This is a genomic window from Alteribacter lacisalsi (genome assembly GCF_003226345.1).
In the GTDB taxonomy this organism is placed as follows: Bacteria; Bacillota; Bacilli; order Bacillales; family Salisediminibacteriaceae; genus Alteribacter; species Alteribacter lacisalsi.
In genome coordinates this window covers 624,149-644,770 of the sequence record NZ_PDOF01000003.1, presented here as the reverse complement: position 1 = coordinate 644,770, position 20,622 = coordinate 624,149, and the positions used below count along the sequence as shown (strand labels likewise).

General features: G+C 49.2%; 13 protein-coding genes. 10 read left to right on the top strand and 3 right to left on the bottom strand.

All coding sequences use genetic code 11. The features are described from left to right. Positions 1-34 precede the first annotated feature (34 nt). Entirely contained in the window at positions 35-739 is a 705-nt protein-coding gene (locus CR205_RS17860; RefSeq protein WP_110521493.1) for a DUF421 domain-containing protein, read from the bottom strand. 340 nt (positions 740-1,079) lie between these two features. Here CR205_RS17860 and gltB point away from each other — a divergent pair, with 340 nt between their 5' ends. The 5 genes from gltB to CR205_RS17835 all read left to right on the top strand — a co-directional run bounded on the left by gltB (position 1,080) and on the right by CR205_RS17835 (position 13,330). Then, on the top strand, positions 1,080-5,666 hold the full coding sequence (gene gltB, locus CR205_RS17855; RefSeq protein ID WP_110521492.1) for a glutamate synthase large subunit: 4,587 nt from the start codon (positions 1,080-1,082) through the stop codon (positions 5,664-5,666). Between the two features lie 213 nt (positions 5,667-5,879). Then, positions 5,880-7,367 carry a glutamate synthase subunit beta gene (locus CR205_RS17850; protein ID WP_110521491.1) on the top strand — a complete coding sequence of 496 codons (1,488 nt, stop codon included), beginning with the start codon at positions 5,880-5,882 and terminating at the stop codon, positions 7,365-7,367. Positions 7,368-7,820: 453 nt separating this feature from the next. Continuing rightward, complete coding sequence (locus CR205_RS17845; RefSeq protein WP_236634885.1) at positions 7,821-10,631, top strand: sensor domain-containing phosphodiesterase; 2,811 nt, start codon at positions 7,821-7,823, stop codon at positions 10,629-10,631. A 321-nt stretch (positions 10,632-10,952) separates the two neighbouring features. Then, the gene (locus CR205_RS17840) at positions 10,953-12,590 is read left to right on the top strand and encodes a thiamine pyrophosphate-binding protein (RefSeq protein ID WP_110521490.1); all 1,638 of its coding nucleotides are present in this window, start codon (positions 10,953-10,955) and stop codon (positions 12,588-12,590) included. 86 nt (positions 12,591-12,676) lie between these two features. Next, the gene (locus CR205_RS17835; protein WP_161524830.1) at positions 12,677-13,330 is read left to right on the top strand and encodes a phosphatase PAP2 family protein; all 654 of its coding nucleotides are present in this window, start codon (positions 12,677-12,679) and stop codon (positions 13,328-13,330) included. Between the two features lie 29 nt (positions 13,331-13,359). Here the strand turns inward: CR205_RS17835 and CR205_RS17830 are convergent, their stop codons facing one another. Next, complete coding sequence (locus CR205_RS17830) at positions 13,360-14,475, bottom strand: metallophosphoesterase (RefSeq protein WP_110521488.1); 1,116 nt, start codon at positions 14,473-14,475, stop codon at positions 13,360-13,362. A 127-nt stretch (positions 14,476-14,602) separates the two neighbouring features. On the opposite strand from CR205_RS17830, the gene CR205_RS17825 reads away from it, so the two are divergent. Together CR205_RS17825 and CR205_RS17820 are read left to right on the top strand one after the other, a co-directional pair. Further along, positions 14,603-15,151 (top strand): DUF6944 family repetitive protein, encoded by a 549-nt coding sequence (locus CR205_RS17825; RefSeq protein WP_110521487.1) that lies wholly within the window; start codon positions 14,603-14,605, stop codon positions 15,149-15,151. Between the two features lie 153 nt (positions 15,152-15,304). After that, positions 15,305-16,000 (top strand): DsbA family oxidoreductase, encoded by a 696-nt coding sequence (locus CR205_RS17820; protein ID WP_110521486.1) that lies wholly within the window; start codon positions 15,305-15,307, stop codon positions 15,998-16,000. A gap of 262 nt (positions 16,001-16,262) precedes the next feature. On the opposite strand, the gene CR205_RS17815 is transcribed toward CR205_RS17820, so the two are convergent. Beyond that, entirely contained in the window at positions 16,263-16,733 is a 471-nt protein-coding gene (locus CR205_RS17815; RefSeq protein WP_110521485.1) for a hypothetical protein, read from the bottom strand. A gap of 212 nt (positions 16,734-16,945) precedes the next feature. Here CR205_RS17815 and CR205_RS17810 point away from each other — a divergent pair, with 212 nt between their 5' ends. The 3 genes from CR205_RS17810 (at position 16,946) to nei (ending at position 20,536) form a co-directional block, all read left to right on the top strand. Next, complete coding sequence (locus CR205_RS17810; RefSeq protein ID WP_110521484.1) at positions 16,946-18,622, top strand: glutamine--tRNA ligase/YqeY domain fusion protein; 1,677 nt, start codon at positions 16,946-16,948, stop codon at positions 18,620-18,622. 199 nt (positions 18,623-18,821) lie between these two features. Further along, on the top strand, positions 18,822-19,562 hold the full coding sequence (locus CR205_RS17805) for a YqjF family protein (RefSeq protein WP_110521483.1): 741 nt from the start codon (positions 18,822-18,824) through the stop codon (positions 19,560-19,562). A gap of 152 nt (positions 19,563-19,714) precedes the next feature. Beyond that, positions 19,715-20,536 (top strand): endonuclease VIII, encoded by an 822-nt coding sequence (nei, locus tag CR205_RS17800; RefSeq protein WP_110521482.1) that lies wholly within the window; start codon positions 19,715-19,717, stop codon positions 20,534-20,536. Positions 20,537-20,622: the final 86 nt, after the last annotated feature.

Genomic DNA, 20,622 nt, shown 5'->3' with positions numbered 1-20,622 from the left:
CACCATGTAAACATGGGCTGTGCAGTTCGAGGGATCACTTTCCATGCACAGCACTCCTCTTATACGGCACAATGTACAAACCGTCTCCTTCTATATAATCTGCGTAAAGAACTTCCTGAATACTGTCAATCTGGTGAACAGCCAGTTTTTCATGGAGCCACTGCCGGTCGCGCCCCGACTCCACCAGGTTATCTTCCAGCACCTCGCCGTCCAGAATGAAACTGACGGGAAGGTGAACGTGCCTATCCGACATCGACATGTCCCCGCGGGTAACTTCTTTATAGGAAGCTTTTTTGAGAATACTGATCCCTCCGTTCGACTCAAGGATGGCATAGGCCACTTCCCTCACGGAAAATGTCTCACTCTGACGAAGCAGGGCCATGAGCTGGTTTAAATTCATCCGGTTCTTTTTCAACTCCCGCCGGTCAATCTGGCCGTCTCTGATTACAATAGAAGGTTTGCTTTCAAACAGGCTCCGAAGCCCCTTAAACCGGAGAAGAATCCGTTCCATTAAAACGAGAAGTATTCCCCATACGGCAATGGAGTAGGCAATAAAATAAATCGGCACATTCGCTTCGAATATGGCATTACCGAGAAGTTCGGATAACACGATGGCCGAAACAAAGTCGAAGGGAGTAAGCTGCTTGATTGTCGTTTTCCCGAGAAGACGGGTAATCAAAAAAAGCATAAAAAACCCCAGAATCAGCTTAAATGTCATATCCATAAACTGCGGTTCCACGGCATCGCCCCTCCCTCTCAAAGACTATCTTTCTACCATTGTGACCAGGAACATGATTTTTCATTCAGAAAGCAAAGGTTCAGCTGCCTGGGATGCTGTAATAACGAACAACAGATAACGAAAAAAAGAACAGAAAAAACAGTGATTTATGCATAAACTACAACAAAAATTTATGTCAGAAAATATCCCATTACCATTATTGGTTAAGCGCTTACAAAACCCTTTCCGTTGCCCTCACTGCTGTGTTCTCAGTTTTATCCCTGCCGAATTCTGTGATATACTAAGTCGAAATATTTAAATTTCTGAATTTTTATGAAAAATGCTGAAGGAGGGCGTTAACATGAGAAAGCACGGATTGCCAGTTAAACAGGGATTATATGATCCGGCAAATGAACATGAAGCATGTGGAATTGGAATGATTGCGAATATAGATGGAAGCAAGTCTCATGCTATCGTCCAGAATGCGATTAACATACTGAGTAACCTGGAACACCGGGGAGGTCAGTCCGCAGATGTAAGTACGGGCGATGGTGCAGGAATCCTGACTCAGATTCCTCACCGTTTTTTTGTGAAGCAGTGCGACAGGGAGGACATTGTTCTTCCTGAAGAAGGGGAGTACGGCATCGGCATGGTGTTTCTCCCCGAAGACCAGGAGACCAGGATCCGCTGTAAAAGGATCTTTGAGGAAATCATTAAAGAAGAAGGCCAGACGTTTCTCGGCTGGCGTACTGTACCGGTAAATGATTCGTTTGTCGGGAATGAGGCGAGAAAAACCAAGCCGGCCATCCGGCAGGTGTTTATCCGTAAATCCCAGACGATTGAGGATCAGGAGGCGTTTGAACGCCGCCTGTACATTATCCGCAAACGGACGGAGATTGCGATTTCAAAGGGACTGAAAGAACAGTCCGACTTTTATATCAGCAGTCTTTCCACGAGAACAATCGTGTACAAAGGGATGCTCGTACCGGAGCAGCTTGATTCGTTCTACATCGATCTGAATCATCCGGAATTTAAGTCTGCTGTTGCGCTGGTGCACTCCAGGTTCAGTACAAACACGTTCCCAAGCTGGAAACGGTCACACCCGAACAGATATACGATCCATAACGGTGAATTCAATACGCTCCGGGGAAATGTAAACTGGATGCGTGCCCGTCAGGCCTTGTGCACATCCGAGTACTTCAGTGAAGAAGATCTGCAGAAGGTACTGCCGGTCATCGACAAAAACGGAAGCGATTCGTCGATGTTTGATAACTGTTTCGAATTTCTTCACTTGTCAGGCCGATCCCTGGCTCATACTGCAATGATGATGATTCCGGAACCGTGGGCAAATGACGACACCATTAATGAAACAAAACGTGATTTCTATGACTACCACAGCACGCTTATGGAGCCGTGGGACGGACCGGCTGCCATCGTCTACACTGACGGTAAGCAGATCGGTGCCTGTCTGGACCGGAACGGTCTTCGTCCGGCCCGCTATTACGTTACGAAAGACGGCATGATTGTTCTTGGCTCAGAAGTAGGAGCCCTTGACGTTTTTGCCGATGACATTGAAGTGAAGGACCGTCTGCATCCAGGTAAAATGCTTCTCGTCGACCTTGAGAAAGGGCGCATTATCCCGGATGAGGAAATTAAAATGGACATCGCCGGTGAACAGCCTTACCGGGAGTGGCTTGATGAAAACCTCCGGGAACTGGACGAACTGCCGGAAGCGGCACAAACGGAGCCGCCTGTTGAGAACCTTGTTGAACAGCAGCTCGCATTCGGCTATACAAATGAGGAGCTCAATAAAATTTTGAAACCGCTCGTCTCCGATGGTAAAGATCCGGTAGGCTCAATGGGATATGATTCGCCGCTTGCGGTCCTCTCAAAAAAGCCGCAGCTGCTCTACAGCTATTTCAAGCAGCTGTTTGCACAGGTCACGAACCCGCCGATCGATGCGATCAGGGAAGAACTGATTACGATGGTGCAAACGACGATCGGGCCTGAAGGAAACCTGGTGGATCCGCGCCCTGAAAGCTGCAGCCACGTCCGACTGAAAACGCCGGTCGTGTCAAACAGACAGCTGGAAACACTGCGTACTTACAGTGAAAACGGCTTCCGTTCACGGACGCTGTCCATTCTGTTTGACGCGTCGAAAGAGTCGAATATGGAAAAAGCGCTCGAGGAGCTTTTTGAAGAAGCGGATCAAGCTTACGAAGAAGGCGTTAACCTGATCGTGCTTTCCGACCGGGGGATCGACCGGAAGCATGCAGCGATTCCGGCTCTTCTGGCAGTATCCGGTCTGCATCATCACCTGATCCGTCAGGGTACAAGAACGAGAGTGAGCATCCTGCTGGAGTCTGGCGAGCCGCGTGAAGTGCACCACTTTGCCACACTGCTCGGGTACGGTGCCGAAGCAATCAACCCGTACCTTGCGTTTGATTCCCTGGAAGATCTGCGTGAACGAGGGCAGATCGAGGCCCGCTCCTTTGATGAAGCGGTGGAGAAATATATCGGCTCTGTAACTGACGGCGTCATTAAAGTGCTCTCTAAAATGGGGATTTCCACGATCCAGAGTTACCGTGGCGCCCAGATCTTTGAAGCGGTTGGAATTCACCCGGATGTGATTGAGAAGTACTTTACCCGTACAGCTTCCCGTCTCGGCGGAATCGGGACAGACATGATGGCTAAAGAGGTGCTCATGCGCCACAGCCGTGCCTTCGAGGAAGGTCGCGGGACAGACAGAAGTCTCGATGCAGGAGATGACTACCAGTACCGTGAAAACGGCGAGGATCACACGTATAATCCGCAGACGATTCACACGCTTCAGCATGCGTGCCGATCCAATGATTACGGGATGTTTAAAAAATATTCAAAGCTTTTGACTGATGAGAAAAATAATTTACAGTCCCTCAGAGGACTGCTGTCCTTTAAAAAGCGCAAGCCGGTTCCGATCGAAGAGGTTGAATCGGTGGAAGCGATCTGTAAACGATTCAAAACCGGGGCGATGAGCTTCGGGGCGATCAGTAAGGAAGCGCATGAAGCCCTGGCTATCGCTATGAACCGGATTGGCGGGGCGAGCAACTCTGGTGAAGGCGGGGAGGACCCTGATCGTTTCACACCTGACGCAAACGGCGATCTGCGCCGAAGCTCCATTAAACAGGTGGCATCAGGCCGTTTTGGTGTAACGAGCCATTACCTCGTTAACGCTGATGAAATTCAAATCAAGATTGCGCAGGGTGCCAAGCCGGGTGAAGGTGGTCACCTTCCGGGCAAGAAGGTGTATCCGTGGATCGCAGAAGTCCGAGGCTCCACCACCGGTGTGGAACTTATTTCACCGCCGCCGCACCATGATATTTACTCAATTGAAGACCTGGCTGAGCTGATTCATAACCTGAAAAATGCCAATCCAAAAGCCCGGATCAGCGTAAAGCTTGTATCTGCAGTGGGTGTTGGTACGATTGCCGCAGGTGTTGCAAAAGGGCGTGCCGATCTGGTTCTCATTTCAGGTTACGACGGCGGAACAGGAGCAGCGCCGAGATCCAGTATCAAGCATACGGGTCTGCCGTGGGAAATCGGACTGGCCGAAACCCATCAGACACTGTTGCTGAACCACCTCCGCGACCGGATTGTTGTGGAGACCGACGGAAAAATGATGACCGGACGGGACATTGTCGTCGCCACTCTTCTCGGAGCAGAGGAATACGGCTTTTCAACAGCGCCTCTCGTTGTCCTCGGATGTGTCATGATGCGTGTGTGTCATCTGGACACCTGTCCTGTCGGCGTCGCGACCCAGAATCCTGAACTCCGTAAAAAATTCACCGGGGAAGCGGAGCACGTGGCTAACTTCATGCGCTTTGTCGCACAGGAAGCACGTGAACTCATGGCGGAACTCGGGTTCCGTACAATCGATGAAATGGTCGGCCGTACGGATATCCTTGAAGCCAACCGTGCCGTTGATCACTGGAAGGCAAAGGACGTGGATGTGTCCGCGCTTCTTTACCAGCCGGATGTGCCAAAGTCAGTGACGCGCTACCGGACCGTCTTTCAGAACCACGGGCTTGATAAGGCCCTCGATACCCAGGAACTCGTGCCGCTCTGTAAAGAAGCGATCGAGAAAGGGGAGCCTTTTGAAGCGACACTGGCGATCCGGAACATCAACCGTGTAACCGGTACAATTCTCGGAAGTGAAATTACACGCCGCTACGGTCTTGCCGGTCTCGGTGAAGATACGATCCGTCTGACGTTTAAAGGATCTGCCGGACAGAGCTTCGGTGCCTTTATACCGAGAGGGATGACGCTTCGTCTTGTGGGAGATGCAAACGACTACGTTGGAAAAGGGCTTTCCGGCGGTAAGATTATTGCTCATCCGTCAAACCGCGCCACCTTCCGCGCCGAGGAAAATATGATTGTCGGTAACGTGGCCTTTTACGGAGCTTCAAGCGGAGAAGCGTACATTCACGGTATTGCCGGGGAACGTTTCTGCGTAAGAAATTCCGGTGCCAATGTTGTAGTTGAAGGCGTTGGCGACCATGGCTGTGAGTACATGACCGGAGGAAAAGTAGTTGTGCTTGGCGATACAGGCCGTAACTTTGCAGCCGGTATGTCCGGCGGCATCGCCTACGTGCTGGATGAAGACCAGGGATTCCCGGAAAAATGCAACAAGGCCAATGTAGATCTGGAGCCCGTCACTGATCCTGAAGAGCAGCAGACGCTGTACCGGATGATAGAAAAGCACCTTCACTACACAAACAGCTCCCACGCCCGCCGTGTTCTTCATCAGTGGGAAGAGAATCTGGCACGCTTCGTCCGCGTGATCCCGAGAGACTACCAGGCGATGCAGGAGCGGATTGTGTTTTATGAAAACAGCGGCTACAGCCGTGACGAAGCAGAGATGAAGGCGTTTGAAGAAAGTCAGAAGCCGAAAGTCGAAGCTCTTACCTGATAATGTAACGCTGGTTCGTATACAGATACCTGCTGGTCTTAATAGATGAAGTTATTGAGCGGAAGGCGCGACTCCTGCGGAAAGTGTCCGCCAGGAGCGTAATAAGAAAAGAGTGCAAAAACATGAATACAAATCCCGGTTCTGAACTGTCCATCCTTTCAGAGCCGGGTACCATTCGAAAAAAAACAGCTAACCAGACAAGGAGGGTGAATGATGGGAAAGCCAACAGGATTTTTGGAATATGACCGACAGTCCCAGCGGGAGAGAGACCCTTCGACCCGTACAAAAGACTGGGCGGATTATACACAGCCGATGTCTGAAAAGGAAATACAGGAGCAGGGTGCAAGGTGCATGGACTGCGGAGTGCCCACATGCCACAGCGGGATGGAAATTAACGGGGTGACCACCGGCTGTCCGGTATATCATCTGATTCCCGAATGGAATGACCTCGTTTACCAGGGGCAGTGGAAAGAAGCCCTTAAAAAAGAGCATGAAAAGAACAATTTCCCTGAATTTACGGGCATCGCATGTCCCGCCCCGTGCGAAGGCGCGTGTGTGCTTGGAATTAACGAACCGCCCGTCGCCATCCGGACTGTGGAGAGAGCGATTATTGAAAAGGGATTCGAGGAAGGCTGGGTCGTACCGGAGCCGCCTGAACAGCGTACCGGTAAACAAGTGGCTGTCGTAGGATCGGGTCCTGCCGGTCTTGCTGCTGCTGCGCAGCTGAACAAAGCCGGACACCTTGTGACCGTTTTTGAAAGAAGCGATCGCGTAGGCGGGCTTCTTACTTACGGTATACCGGAAATGAAACTTCCTTACGAAATCGTGGAACGTCGTGTACGAATACTTGAAGAAGAGGGTATTTCGTTTGTGACAAACACTGAAGTGGGTAAAGATGTGACGCCCGAGCAGCTTGAAGAAGATTTCGATGCCGTGATCCTGTGCGGCGGTGCCGCGAAGCACCGTGATATTCCTGCGGAGGGGCGGGAATTGAAGGGCATTCACTACGCCATGGACTTTCTTCATGCGAACACAAAGAGCCTTCTTGACTCCAATCTGGAAGACGGGAACTATATTTCCGCTGCTGATAAAGATGTCATCGTGATCGGCGGAGGAGATACAGGAACTGACTGTCTTGCAACGAGCGTGCGTCATAACTGCAAAAGCCTGACGCAGTTTGATATCTACGATAAAAAAATGGATAACCGCGACGAAGTGGGCAACCCATGGCCCCAGTATCCGATCGTTCACCGCGTGGAGTACGGCCAAAAGGAAGCGGCCTCCAAATTCGGGGATGACCCCCGTGCATTCGCAGTGATGACGAAAAAATTTGTCGGCGACGAAAACGGGCACGTAAAAGAAGTGCATACTGTAAACGTAAAGCTGGAATGGGATGAGGAAGGCAACCGTCACCGTATAGAAATTCCGGGAACGGAAAAAGTATGGCCGGCAGACCTTATCCTTCTCGCTATTGGTTTCAGTGGCCCGGAGCAGGAGCTGATCGAACAGATGGAAATTGAGACCGATAAGCGCTCCAACGTTAAAGCGGAATACGGAAAATACACAACAAACAAGACAGGTGTTTTCGCTGCCGGGGACATGCGCCGCGGCCAGAGTCTGATCGTCTGGGCAATCAACGAAGGAAGAGAAGCAGCCCGTGAGTGCGATCGGTACCTTATGGGAAGCACACAGCTGCCGTAATTAAATCTGTTTGAGGCTGAACCGGAAGGCGTAATCTTTCCGGCTCAGCCTTTTTTTCATGATAATGTTTTCGTATAGATTAAGTATAAAAATATTGGAGCGATAGGTCGCGACTCCAGCGAGGAGCGTTTGCTTCACGAATAAGCTGCGAGTTGCTTCGACGCAGATCGCTTCGAAGGGTATGCTGGCAGAGGAAGAAGCAGGAATTTTCCGAGGAGGCTGAAGCGATGCCCGCGGAAAGCGTCGACCTGTAGCGTTTTAAAACAATAATGTTTTTTCTTTTTACTACCGTTTTGTACTGTAATTGAAGGATAGGTCAATAGTTTGTCGAATATGTGAGAGAATGGGAATTGAATCTGGTGAAATGTGTAGAAATGACAGTCGAAAAAAATCTCGTTTCAGGGGTTGAAAGAATACCATTTATGACCGAAGTAAGAAGAGAGGTGGATAAATGTGAGTGACCAGACGCGGTATTCCCGCTTAGCCAATATAACAAAATTAATCAATACGAACCTGGAGCTTCGGGAAATGCTGACGCATGTGACCACAGCCATTTCAGATGAGATCGTCCAATGTGATTCAGTTGGCATTTACCTCCCTCAGGAAGACGGAAGTTTTCGGGGATTTGTCGGTAAGCCTGAAGTGATCAACGGGATGACGCTCGACAGACACACAATTGATATGGAACAGGATCTGCTCGCAAAAGAAGTGATGGAAACACGGAAGACAATTTACATACCAGATACCTCAAGAGATTCTCGACCCGATGCAAGGGCGGTGGAAGCTTTTCAGATTAAATCACTTCTTGTGCTGCCAATCTCCCATGAGGATGAGCTGTTCGGTCTTGTATTTCTGTTTGACTACGGCATTCCGATGGACCTGAGTGAATGTGAGATTCAAAGTGTAGAAGCCTACGTCAATATGGCTGCAGTGGCTATCAACAATGCCAAAATTCTCAGTCGGAAGGAAACACTGCTCAGTCAGAAGCAGATGCTTCTTGATGCATCGAGGGAACTTTCCATGAGTTCGACCCTGGAAGAAGCGCTGGATACTTGTTTTCACTATCTGGAAAAAGTGCTCGGAACGCCAAATGCCGCTTCACACCTGATCGATCCGGTAGCGGAGGAAGTGATGAACCCTGTACGTCTGAGCAGGCAGAGCACCTGGTCCGAGGAAGACTGGATCGGTACCCATAAAAAGGTCCACGCGGATCTTCGCGCTGATTCCGTCATGACCTTTGTTATCGATTCAAAAGAACCGCTCTACATTGAGGACGTCTGCAAGGATGACAGGGTGAACAGGGTGGCATGCAGCAGTTTTGGCATTGAATCCCTGTTCATCATGCCTTTAGTGGCGGCAGGCAAAGTGCTTGGCGTTGTTCCGGTAGTTGAACTGCGCGGTGAGAGGCGGGGATTTTCTTCTGCCCAGCGGCAGCTGGCTCAATCAGTGGTTGATACGACAGCCGGAACAGTTGCCAATCTTCTTTACACAGAAAAACAGGATCTGATTATCCGCGAGCGGACGGCTGAGATTCAGAAGAAAAACGATGAACTGAATCACGTCATTTCCGAACTGAAACGGCTGAGGGATGAAAAAGAACTGATACTGAATTCGGCAGGGGAAGGAATCTTCGGACTTGATCTGTCAGGTAGAATCACGTTCTGCAATCCGGCAAGCGCCAGAATGCTTGGATACGATTCAGTGGAAGAGCTGATCGGCAAGCCGTACTCGTACATATTCAAACGCAGAGGTGGGCACGATGACGCGCCTCTTTCCTCTGAGCGGAAGCAGTATGACACAGAGGAGAAGTTTTTCCGGAAAGACAATACCAGTTTCCCGGTTGAATATGTGATTTCCTCTATCGAAAAGGACGGTAAAGTCACCGGGGATGTGGTCACATTCAAGGACATTACGAGGCGTAAGCAGATGGAAGAACAGATTAAACACCAGGCGTACTATGACAGTCTGACCAATCTGCCCAACCGTGTCCTGTTAAATGACAGACTCACCCAGGGCATCAACTATTCCAGGCTTCACAATGAGAAACTGGCGGTCCTGTTTCTGGATCTGGACCGGTTCAAGTATGTTAATGATACTCACGGACATACCTTCGGGGATCTTCTTCTCAAGGAAGTCGGCGGCAGACTGGGAGAAGCGGTTCCGGCCGAAGCAACAGTCTCCCGTCAGGGCGGGGATGAGTTCACGATCTTTCTGCCGAACATCCAGGGAAAAGAAGATGTTGTGAAGGTGGTGGAAAGAATCAATCATCATTTTTCCGCCCCATTTGTGATCAACGGCCATGAAATATACGTCAAAAACAGTATCGGTATCAGCCTTTATCCTGAAGACGGGGAAACAACCGATGACCTCGTCAAAAATGCCGATACGGCGATGTACAAATCAAAGGAGTTCTCCGGCGACAATTTTCATTTTTACAAAGCTGATATGGATGACCGACTCTACCAGCGCATTCAATTGGAAACGGCCCTTTATAAAGCTCTTGACCAGAATGAACTCGAAATTTTTTATCAGCCGCAGATCGATTATAAGAAAGGGACCGTTACGGGCTTGGAGGCACTTCTCCGCTGGAATCATCCTCATGAAGGAATGATCCCGCCCTGTGACTTTCTTCCAATTGCTGAAGATACCGGACTGATAGTTCCGATTGGAGAATGGGTCATTAAAGAATCGTGCCGGCAGCTCAAAGAATGGCATGAGCAGGGTTACACAAATCTTGATGTGTCCGTCAACCTTACCGTCAGAGAGTTTGAACAGGCCGATCTTTTCACCAAAGTGAAAAACGTACTCAGTGAAACAGGGCTGGAAGCAAGGTTTCTGAAGCTGGAGATCACCGAAAATCAAATCTTAAAAGATACCGAAGGCACGCTCACTCGAATGAGAGAGTTCAAAGATTCCGGAGTGGATATATCCATCGATGATTTCGGCACAGGCTATTCGTCTCTCGCATATTTAAAGCAGTTTCCAATCCATACTTTGAAAATTGATAAATCCTTCGTTCAGGATATTAGTCCGAACGGAGAGAATGCATCCATTACCAATACAATCATTGATCTGGCGAAGAACATGGAATTGGACGTGATTGCAGAAGGGGTCGAAACGCTGGAACAGGCGGAATTTCTTGTTTCCAAGGGATGCTGTCAGATGCAGGGATTTTATTTCAGCAAGCCGCTCAGCGCTTCCGTGGTTGAAAAGCGGTTTCTACGGGAGGATGGCCTCAAAGAACTCCTCGAGCCAGCCCGGTGACAACGAAACGATGGCCTTTGAAAGAAAGACTGCATTAACGGTACACATATAAACATAACTCCTTAGTCAGGCAGAATGCCCGGACAGACACCATGGCGATTGAAAAAGATCAGTTGGTTACTTAACGTGCGCAGCTTCACGCCGGCAGTGAGACTCCTGCGGCAATAGAGGCCAGGAGAGACCCCGCAGGCGCAGCCGAGGAGGCTTGCCGGCATCGCCGCGGAAAGCGAACGGACGGCGTGAAGCGAAGCTTCTGGTCAAAGAAAGCCAATCCATTTGTTCCGAGGCCAAAAAAGCTAATTATCAGGGAGATGTTTCGTTATGAAAGCAGTCAGACCAGTACTTGATTATTTGAAATCCGGCGGAGTGGACCATATTTTCGGCATCCCTGCAGGATCGGTAAATGCTTTTTTTGATGAACTTTATGATATGCCTGAAATGAGACCGGTTGTCACCAAGCACGAAGGGGCAGCGGGGTATATGGCCTGCGCATATGCCAGATACGCCCGTGAAATAAGCGTCTGTATCAGCTGCAGCGGTCCTGGAGCAACGAATATGGTCACAGGGGCGGCAAACGCCATGCGTGAGCATCTGCCGGTTCTTTTTCTTACAGGGGCAGTACCAGTAAATACGGTCGGCCTCAATGCCTCACAGGAGCTTGATGCCCAGCCTGTATTTGACCCTGTCACGAAATACAGCGTAACAGTTACTGATGCAGCAGACCTCCTTAAGGAAGTAGCCAAGGCAACGGAGATTGCCCTCAGCGGCGTCCCGGGACCGGTTCACGTGGCGATGCCGATCGATGTGCAGCTCACCCAGGTTGAGCCCGGTCCGCTTCCTGCTTTTCCAAAAAAACGTTCACCAGTCGTTCCTGACGCGGATACGATTTCAGCCGTGGCAAAAGAACTGGCTTCACGGGAAAACGGGATTCTTTTTGCCGGCCAGGGGATCCGCAATGCTTCTGAGCAGGTAGTGGAACTTGCGGAACTTCTTGGCTGGCCAATCGTAACAACCCCGCAGGCGAGAGGGTGCATTAGCAGTGATCATCCCCAGCTGAAGGGGGTATTCGGGTTCGCGGGACACGAGGCTGCTTCGGAAGTGATCAATCACAATAAGCCGAACGAAGCGATTGTGGTGCTCGGATCGAGCCTTGGGGAAACAGCGACGAACAACTGGAATGAGAACCTTGCAAAAGACCGGTTTGTGGTACAGATGGACTTTGATGAGTACGTATTCAACCGTAAATACCCGGTTGATATCCCCGTACTCGGAGATCTCGAACTGAGTCTGCTGTTCTTAAATGAGGAACTGCAAACATTAGGTCTTAAGAGAAATAAAGGTGAAGCAGCAACTCCCCGTAGAGAAGCCGATGAAGCATACAATACGAAAAATGTATTTCTGAAGCTTCAGGAATCCCTGCCGCCTCTGACCCGGTACACGATCGATATCGGTGAGTTTATGTCCTATGTGATTCACTACATGGAAGTAAAGGAAGAAGGCTCGTTCGATATCAATGTCCACTTCGGTGCGATGGGGAGCGGGATCGGTTCAGCCATCGGCAGTGCCTTTGCAGAACCGGACCGGCCGGTTGCTGCCATAACCGGGGATGGGTGCTTCTTTATGCATGGAATGGAAATGCTTACGGCAAAAGAGTACAACCTGCCGGTTCTGTTTATCGTCATGAATAACGCCAGGCTGGGTATGGTTTATCACGGTCATACGCTGCAGTATAAGCGTTCCCATGCCTCTTTTGAGCAGGAAGGCGTCAATATTGCTGCTATGGCCGCAGCCCTCGGCGTGCCGAGCGCCCGTGTAGAGAAGATGGATGATTTAACAGAAGACACAATAAACGGGTTAAGAGAAGGAGGAGGCCCGGCTGTTCTCGAGATAGATCTTGTTGATAACAGTGTTCCTCCCATGGGAGACCGGGTTAAATTCCTCTCTTCCTTCGGTAAATAACAGACTGGACTTCATCCCCGCCTGATTCATGCGGGGATTCTTTTTTTGCTGAAGAGGGAAAGATGTCCTTAAAGGAGGGGGAGCAGGTGAAGGAAAAAAAGAGAATTATCCTGATGGCGGGGGGCCTTGTGATCCTCATGGCCCTTTTATATATAGAAACGCTGCGTACTCAGGCTGGGAAAGTAATGAGCAGTACAGACCTGTTTATTATGAATACCGTACAGCGGGCAGAAACCGACAGTCTGACACAAGCAGTACTGGCTGTGACCAGCGCAGGATCCGTCTATGCACTGGGGCTTACGGCTGTGCTCGGAGCGCTGTTTCTCGGCTGGCGCAAAAGGTGGCGGATGGCCCTGTTCTATCCTGCAGCAGTCGGAGCCGGTGGGCTGATCAACTGGCTTCTTAAAGGAATCTTTCAGCGGGAACGGCCGGATTTGAATCCGCTTCTGGAAGAGCCCGGTTTCAGTTTTCCGAGCGGCCACTCGATGGGCTCAATGATGACATTCGGACTGCTTGCTTATTTTATTATACGGCTGTCAGACCGGTCACCGGTCAGGATCGCGACAGCTTCAGCAGCAGCCGTGATCATTTTTTCCATCGGACTGTCCCGGATTTATCTGGGGGTCCATTACCCTACAGACGTTGTAGCAGGGTTTCTTGCAGGGGGGATCTGGATCTTCATTTCGGTGCTTGTCTGGAAACGATGGTTTGAAACAAAGCCCGGTAACAGAAAAAGCTGAGTTCCCGTCCGCACGGGTAACTCAGCTTTTTAAGCGTTTTTTCCAGTGAATGTAATGTCGATACAGACAACTTCCGATCGGCTTCCAATCCGAAGGGGAGGTCCCCAGAAGCCGAATCCCGATGAAACAATGGAATGAAGGGTGCCTTTTTTAAGATAACCCCAGTCGTTTTCATACATCTTTTGGGTAATCCAGTTATTCGGCCACATCTGGCCCCGGTGCGTATGTCCTGAAATCATAAGGTCAGCTCCGGCCTCGCGGGCTTTATCCAGTTCATAGGGCTGGTGATCAAGGAGGATGACCGGTTTGTCCAAGTGTAAACCGCTGGTCATTTCCGAGGCGGAGAGTCTGTCTTTTTCCGTCCGGTCACGTCTTCCTGCCAGGTAGATACTGTTTCCTGCAAGCACGTGTTCATCGAGCAGCATAGTGACACCGCTCGTTTGCATTTCTTCAATGATTTCTTCCTTTTTCCGTCCGTAGTATTCGTGGTTCCCAAGAATGCCGTACACGCCAAGCGGCGCCGTGATCTCCTTCATCACAGCCCCCATGTTTCTTTTCTGAAACACATCCGGACTGTCATCAATAATGTCACCAGGAAACACGATCAGATCCGGTTTCAGTTTATTAAGTTCTGTGCGAAGTCTTTTCAAATGCCCAATGCCCGACAGGGTACCAAAGTGCATATCAGAAGCAGCGCCAATGCGGATGCGGTCAAACGTGCCTCCGTCTTTTGGAATGGAAATGGTATAGTGCCGGGTCACAGGGATGTATGCCTGATACGTTCCGACAGTGAAGATTACTGCCAAAGTAAAGGCTGCTGCAGCGCCTGTCCAGAAAACTGTATGTTCCGGACTGAACCCAAACAGTCCGAGAATCAGAACAATGAGACCGGCTGCAGGGAAAAGCAGCAGACCGTACTGAAACAGAATCATCCAGTAGACCCCGATGATCTTCAAAAACGCAAGAACACGGTGCATACGGCCGAGCATGTAGCCGAAAGCAGAGAGGGTAACAGCGGCAGAAAACAATAAGGGGCTGTGAATATCGGTCCAAGACTGCAGCCAGACCCAAATGTTCCAGCCGAGGTAAAAAGTAAGTGCAGAGTATATGAGTAAAAAAGCAGTGAAAAACAGCCATGCTTTCATCAGTGTCACCCCAATGCGTCAGAATACAGCAGGTTCATCTTACCCCGCTCAGTGTGGAAAATCTATTTTTGTGCCTCTGTCCCGGACCAGTATCAGATGAATACGCTGAAATAGGAGAGGGGCTGAGGTGGTGGAGCAGGAGCTTTTAGTCGGGAGCTGGGTTGAAGCATTCGGGCAGATTACTGCTGCTCTGGCCTCGACAGCACAGATCAGGGAAGTAACGATTGTGAATCAGTCAATGGAAGTAGCAGGGGAAGGCCTTCAGTCGGTCGGAAATGCCCTGCTGGCAGCAGGGGTTTCCAATGAAACCGGAAGGCTTGGTGCCTTATTGGGAGCTGCTGGAGCTGGAACAAGCTCTTTTGGAGCGGCACTTCAGCTGTATGGTTACTCTACAGCAGGTCTGCGTCTTGTTGTGACTGGAGATTCCCTTCAAGCTGCCGGTGCCGCATATGAAAATCTGGAAGAAACAGAAGAGCTGCTTATTTTAACAAACAGTATTCAGGCATTCGGTGCTGCACTGGAAGCTCTCGGGGCCTCTCTGCAGCTTCGGGGAGCAGAAAAGCCGGGGGCTGCCGCATCTGCAGTGGGAAGCTGGTTCCAGGCTGGGGGAGGAACAATCCAGGCGTTGTATTACCAGACTCTTTATCAGAAAAAGAGGAACACTTTCATTCTCTGAAACAGTCAAAACAGGAAGTGTGAATCAGGTAAATAGTATATACTATAGAGAACATAATGAGCGGCAAAGAAGGCCGGTTTGTAGTTTTGGTCACGGACTGCTGAAATAAAATTCACCCCAATCCGGGAAAAATAAATTAGAGGAGCGATATTCATGAAAATTGAAATATGGTCGGACTTTGTCTGCCCGTTCTGCTATATCGGCAAGAGGCACCTTGAGAAGGCCCTGGAGCAGTTTGAAGGAAGGGGGGAGGTATCTACTGCCTTCCGCAGTTTTCAGCTTGATCCCGGGGCTTCTGCGGTGTCTGGAAAGACGATGTATGATATCCTTTCCCGAAAGTACGGCATGACCATTGAGCAGGCAAAACAAACAACAGCAAATGTGGCAGTTCAGGCTGAACAGGCCGGTCTTCGATATGATTTCGATGCCATGATTCCAGCGAATACTGAAGCGGCGCACCGGCTTAGTCATTACGCAGCAGAAAAGGGGAAAGGCGGCACGTTTACAGAAAGAACGATGCAGGCGTTCTTTACAGAAGGGCGGGATATCAACTGCTTTAAGACACTTGCAGATCTGGCTGAGGAAGCTGGCCTGGTCCGCTCAAAAGCTCTTCAGGTTCTTGAGTCCGGTCAGTACCGCGATTACGTGCTGAAAGATCAGGAAAAAGCTGCTGCAGCAGGTGTGAGCGGTGTGCCGTTTTTCGTCTTCAATGAAAAGTATGCCGTTTCAGGCGCACAGCCTCCACATAAACTGCTCGAAGTGCTTGAACAGGTAAGAACGGAATCATCTGCCGACAAACAGGGCAAAGAAGGAGGTCCGGACTGCAGTGGTGGCAGCTGCAGCATTTGATCCCCTTTGGATGGTGCAGAGGCGATTTAAAATGAAAGACCAGTACCGAAATGATCCGGCACTGGTCTTTTGCATTCAACTGTAAAGTTTGTTGTTTTATACCGCTGCAGGCGGACGCTTTCCGCGGGCATCGCTTCAGCCTCCTCGGGAAAATTCCTGCTTCTTCCTCTGCCAGCATACCCTCTTCGAAGCGGTCTGCGTCGAAGCAGCTTGCAGCTTATTCGTGAAGCAAACGCTCGTCGCTGGACTCGCCGCCTTTCGCTCAGACATTTATTTTTTCAATCGTGGCCAGTTCGCTTAAGAAGTAGTCTCTGTCTTCTGCTTTATCAATTTTAAGCGCGGCAGCCTCGGCTTTTTCCAAGTATCTTTTCATCTGCCGAGTATCCCCTGCCACCTGATAGGCTCTGGCAGCGGATTCGTATGCAAAAGCGAGGTCAAAGTCTGCAATCTCGTTATCCAGACAGATTTCAAGGGCATGATTGGCATGATAGAGTGCGCTCTCCGCCATTCCTGTAATGGCATATACTCTGGAGAGCTGCCATTCACCGCGGCTGAATTCCACAGGGGTTCCGATCTCACCCCAATGGAAACGGGACGCGTGGGCCGTATGAATCATCTGAAGATCATCGGCTGGCGTCCGATCCTCTTTCTCCATCAGGTCCCAAGTTGCGTTAAAATTATGGGCTGCCTGTTTGCGGTGCCATTCATTCATGCTCAGTCTCTGTTCGGTCATTTAGACGTACCTCCTGAAATGTGGTTACACTATAAGTTCCACACAGATATAAAATGTCCTCCACCCTGTCATAAAGGGATTCCTAATGATTGCAAAAGGGTCACAGTGAGGAATGTACATCTTCTTGTTTAAACGTGTTACTATAAGTAAATAGTAGAGGTATCTTAGACCAGATACACCAAAAAATGAAGTGATAGAGAGGTTGAAAAGCGATGGAGAATAAGGAGACTTCTTCAAATTTTATTAAAACCATCATGGAAGAGGATCTTCGTTCCGGTAAAAGGGATGCGATCGTCACGCGTTTCCCGCCAGAACCGAACGGATACTTACATATTGGCCACGCCAAATCAATTTTTATTAATTTTGAGCTTGCAGACCAGTTTAACGGCCGGACTAATCTGCGCTTTGACGATACCAACCCCCTGAAGGAAGACCAGGAGTTTGTTGATTCCATTAAGGAAGATGTAAAATGGCTCGGTTACGATTGGGAGGAACTGCATTATGCCTCCAATTATTTTGAGGAAATGTATCTTCGTGCTGTGCTTCTGATTAAAAAAGGGCTGGCATATGTGGAAGATCTTTCCATTGAAGAGATCCGCGAGTACCGGGGAACGTTAACTGAACCGGGAAAAGAAAGCCCGTCACGTTCAAGAAGTGTAGAGGAAAACCTGGATTTGTTTGAACGGATGAAGAACGGCGAATTCGGCAACGGGGAAAAAGTGCTCCGGGCCAAAATTGATATGACGTCCGGCAACATGAACATGCGTGATCCTGTTCTATATCGTATTTCCCACACCACTCATCACAATACCGGGGATACGTGGTGCATTTATCCGATGTATGCTTTTGCTCATCCGCTTGAGGATGCCATTGAAGGGGTGACGCATTCACTATGCACGACGGAATTTGAGGAACAGCGTCCGCTCTATAACTGGGTAGTGGAGAACGCGGAGATGGACACGCAGCCGCAGCAGATCGAATTTGGCCGCCTGAATCTGACCAACACCGTGATGAGCAAGCGGAAGCTCAAGCAGCTTGTAGAAGAAAACGTCATTGACGGCTGGGATGACCCTCGTCTGCCGACGATATCCGGACTTCGCCGCCGCGGCTTCACGCCTGAATCGATTCGGAACTTCATCCGGGAAACAGGTGTGTCAAAAGGTAATGGTGCCGTTGATAAGCAGATGCTTGATCACTTCATCAGGGAAGACCTGAAGCTTAAGGCACCAAGAACCATGAGTGTGATCCGTCCGCTTAAAGTCGTGATCACCAACTACCCTGAGGGTGAAAGTGAAATGCTTGGTGCAGAAGTAAACCCGGAAAATCCTGAAATGGGTACTCGACAGATTCCTTTTTCACGGGAGATTTACATTGAGCAGGAAGACTTCATGGAAGACCCGCCAAAGAAGTATCACCGCCTTTATCCCGGTAATGAAGTGCGGCTGAAGCATGCCTACTTTATTAAGTGCGAGGACTTTGTGAAAGACGAGAACGGAAACGTGGTTGAACTTCACTGCACATATGACCCTGAAACGAAAAGCGGGTCCGGTTTTACCGGCAGGAAAGTAAAGGGAACGATTCACTGGGTTGATGCGAACGATTCAAAACCTGCTCAGTTCCGTCTTTACGACTCGCTCATTCTTGATGCCGAGGACGAAGAGGACGTCGATGATGCTCAGGAGAAAACGTTTATGGACTATATAAACCCTAATTCCCTTGAAGTGCTGGACGGCTTCGTTGAATCCAATATGACCGGTCTGAAGCCGAATGATAAATTTCAGTTTTTCCGCCACGGCTACTTTAATGTGGACCCGAAATACACAAAAGGTGACGACCTGGTATTTAACCGGATCGTTTCCCTTAAAAGCTCATTTAAGCTTAATAAGTAACTGCGAGCGTGCTTTCTGTATAAGGAAGCACGCTTCCTTTATCAAGAGGCTGGGACAAAAGTAAAGTGTTAAGGTAAGAACCCGATCAAAGCAGCGTATCTTTCAGGAGCGGTGATTTTGCGCCGCATTCAGATTGTTTGGATTTTAATCAATCAAAACACTTCTGTCCCGGACACATTTTAGAAAGCAGGTGAGTCAGATGACGGTAAACAGGTCACACCGCCCCTACCCTGCGCCTGAAGGACCTTGGTTTATGGCGCAGACATGGAAGAACCTGCTGTTTGCTCATTGGCCCATAGATGCCTCGGTAATGCGTGCTCTCCTTCCTGAACAGCTTGAACCTGATATATGGAAAGGGACGGCGTGGGTGGGAATCGTCCCTTTTAGAATGAGCGGCACCCGGATTCGCTTCCTTCCTTCTTTGCCCTTCGCCAGCTCTTTTCTCGAGCTGAATTTACGAACTTACGTCACCTTTAAAGGCAGGCCTGGCGTTTATTTTTTCTGTTTGGACGCCAGCCACAGACCGGCTGTGGAGGTGGCGAGGAAAGTATTTCATCTGCCTTATTTTTATGCTGATATGCATGCTTCGCAATTAAAGGAGAAGACGATCTTCAAAAGCGTTCGTAAAGATCAAAGAGGACATGAAGCAAGGTTCGAGGCTGCTTACGGGCCTAAACCAGGCAGTAATGTATTTCATCCTGTTAAAAACACGTTTGAATACTGGCTCACGGAGCGCTACAGACTGTTTACAACGCATAAAGGGGGCATGCTTGCCGGGGAGATTGACCACGATCCCTGGGCGCTGAGAGAAGCCGAGGTGTCCATTTCCATCAATAATCTTGCGGACGTACACCAGCTTAAACTGCCGCCTGAAGAACCGATTGTCCACATTGCCGCTCCGCAGAATGTTAGATTCTGGTCTTTTAAAAGTGTTTACTAACATGTGGATAAAGGTTGTTAAGAACGATAGTGTGGATAAGTGGCAGAGGTTTCTGTCCGTTTTTAAAGCGTTGTGACTGTTATTTTGATTGTTTGATTCCTCACCTGGGGGGTTATGATACCTCTATATGTACCAGGAGAGGAGACAGAATCATGCCTGAAGGTCCAGAAATAAGAATTGCAGCCGACAGAGTGGAAAATGCGCTTACTTCCTCTCCCATTATGGATAGTTTCTTTGCATTTGATCAGTTAAAGGGGTATGAGGAAGTAATTAAAGGTGCTTCTGTAAACCGAGTGGATTCAAAGGGAAAAGCCATGCTGATTCGTTTTGATAACGGTTATACGATTTACTCCCACAATCAGCTTTATGGAAAATGGGTGATTAGAAATGTCTACAATTATCCCAAAACCAACAGGCAGTTGAGGCTTGCTCTTCATAATGAAAAGAAATCCGCCCTTCTTTACAGTGCTTCAGATATTGATGTTTTACGAGACGAAGAGGTTACTTCTCATCCTTATATCGCGAAAGTCGGCCCTGATATCCTGAGTGAAGAAGTTTTACCAGAAGCCCTTTATGATCGGTTTTTGTCCAAACTCTTTACCCGCAGGAAGTGGGCGGGCCTTCTGCTTGATCAATCCTTCATTGCAGGAATTGGCAATTATCTTCGAAGCGAAATCCTTTTTGTCGCAAAAATTCCTCCATCTTTTCGTCCTGTCGACTGCACAGACGTGCAGTTGCGCACTGCATCCCATGCGGCTGTTGATCTTGTCGTGCAGTCCTATAAAACAGGCGGGATTACGACAGCACCTGACATTGTCGAAACTTTAAAGAAAAAGGGATACACCAGAAAGAAGTATCGGCACTGGGTGTTCGGGAGAGCCGGTCTTCCATGCAGGGTATGCGGATCATCCATAATGAAAGAAACTTTGGCCGGAAGGCGTCTTTATTTCTGCCCGGTTTGTCAAAAAGAATAATGATTTTCATATAAGAGCGTCACTCCGGCGCTCTTTTTCTGCTTCATTCATATGGTTCTTTCCTACATAAATACTGGGTAATTCTG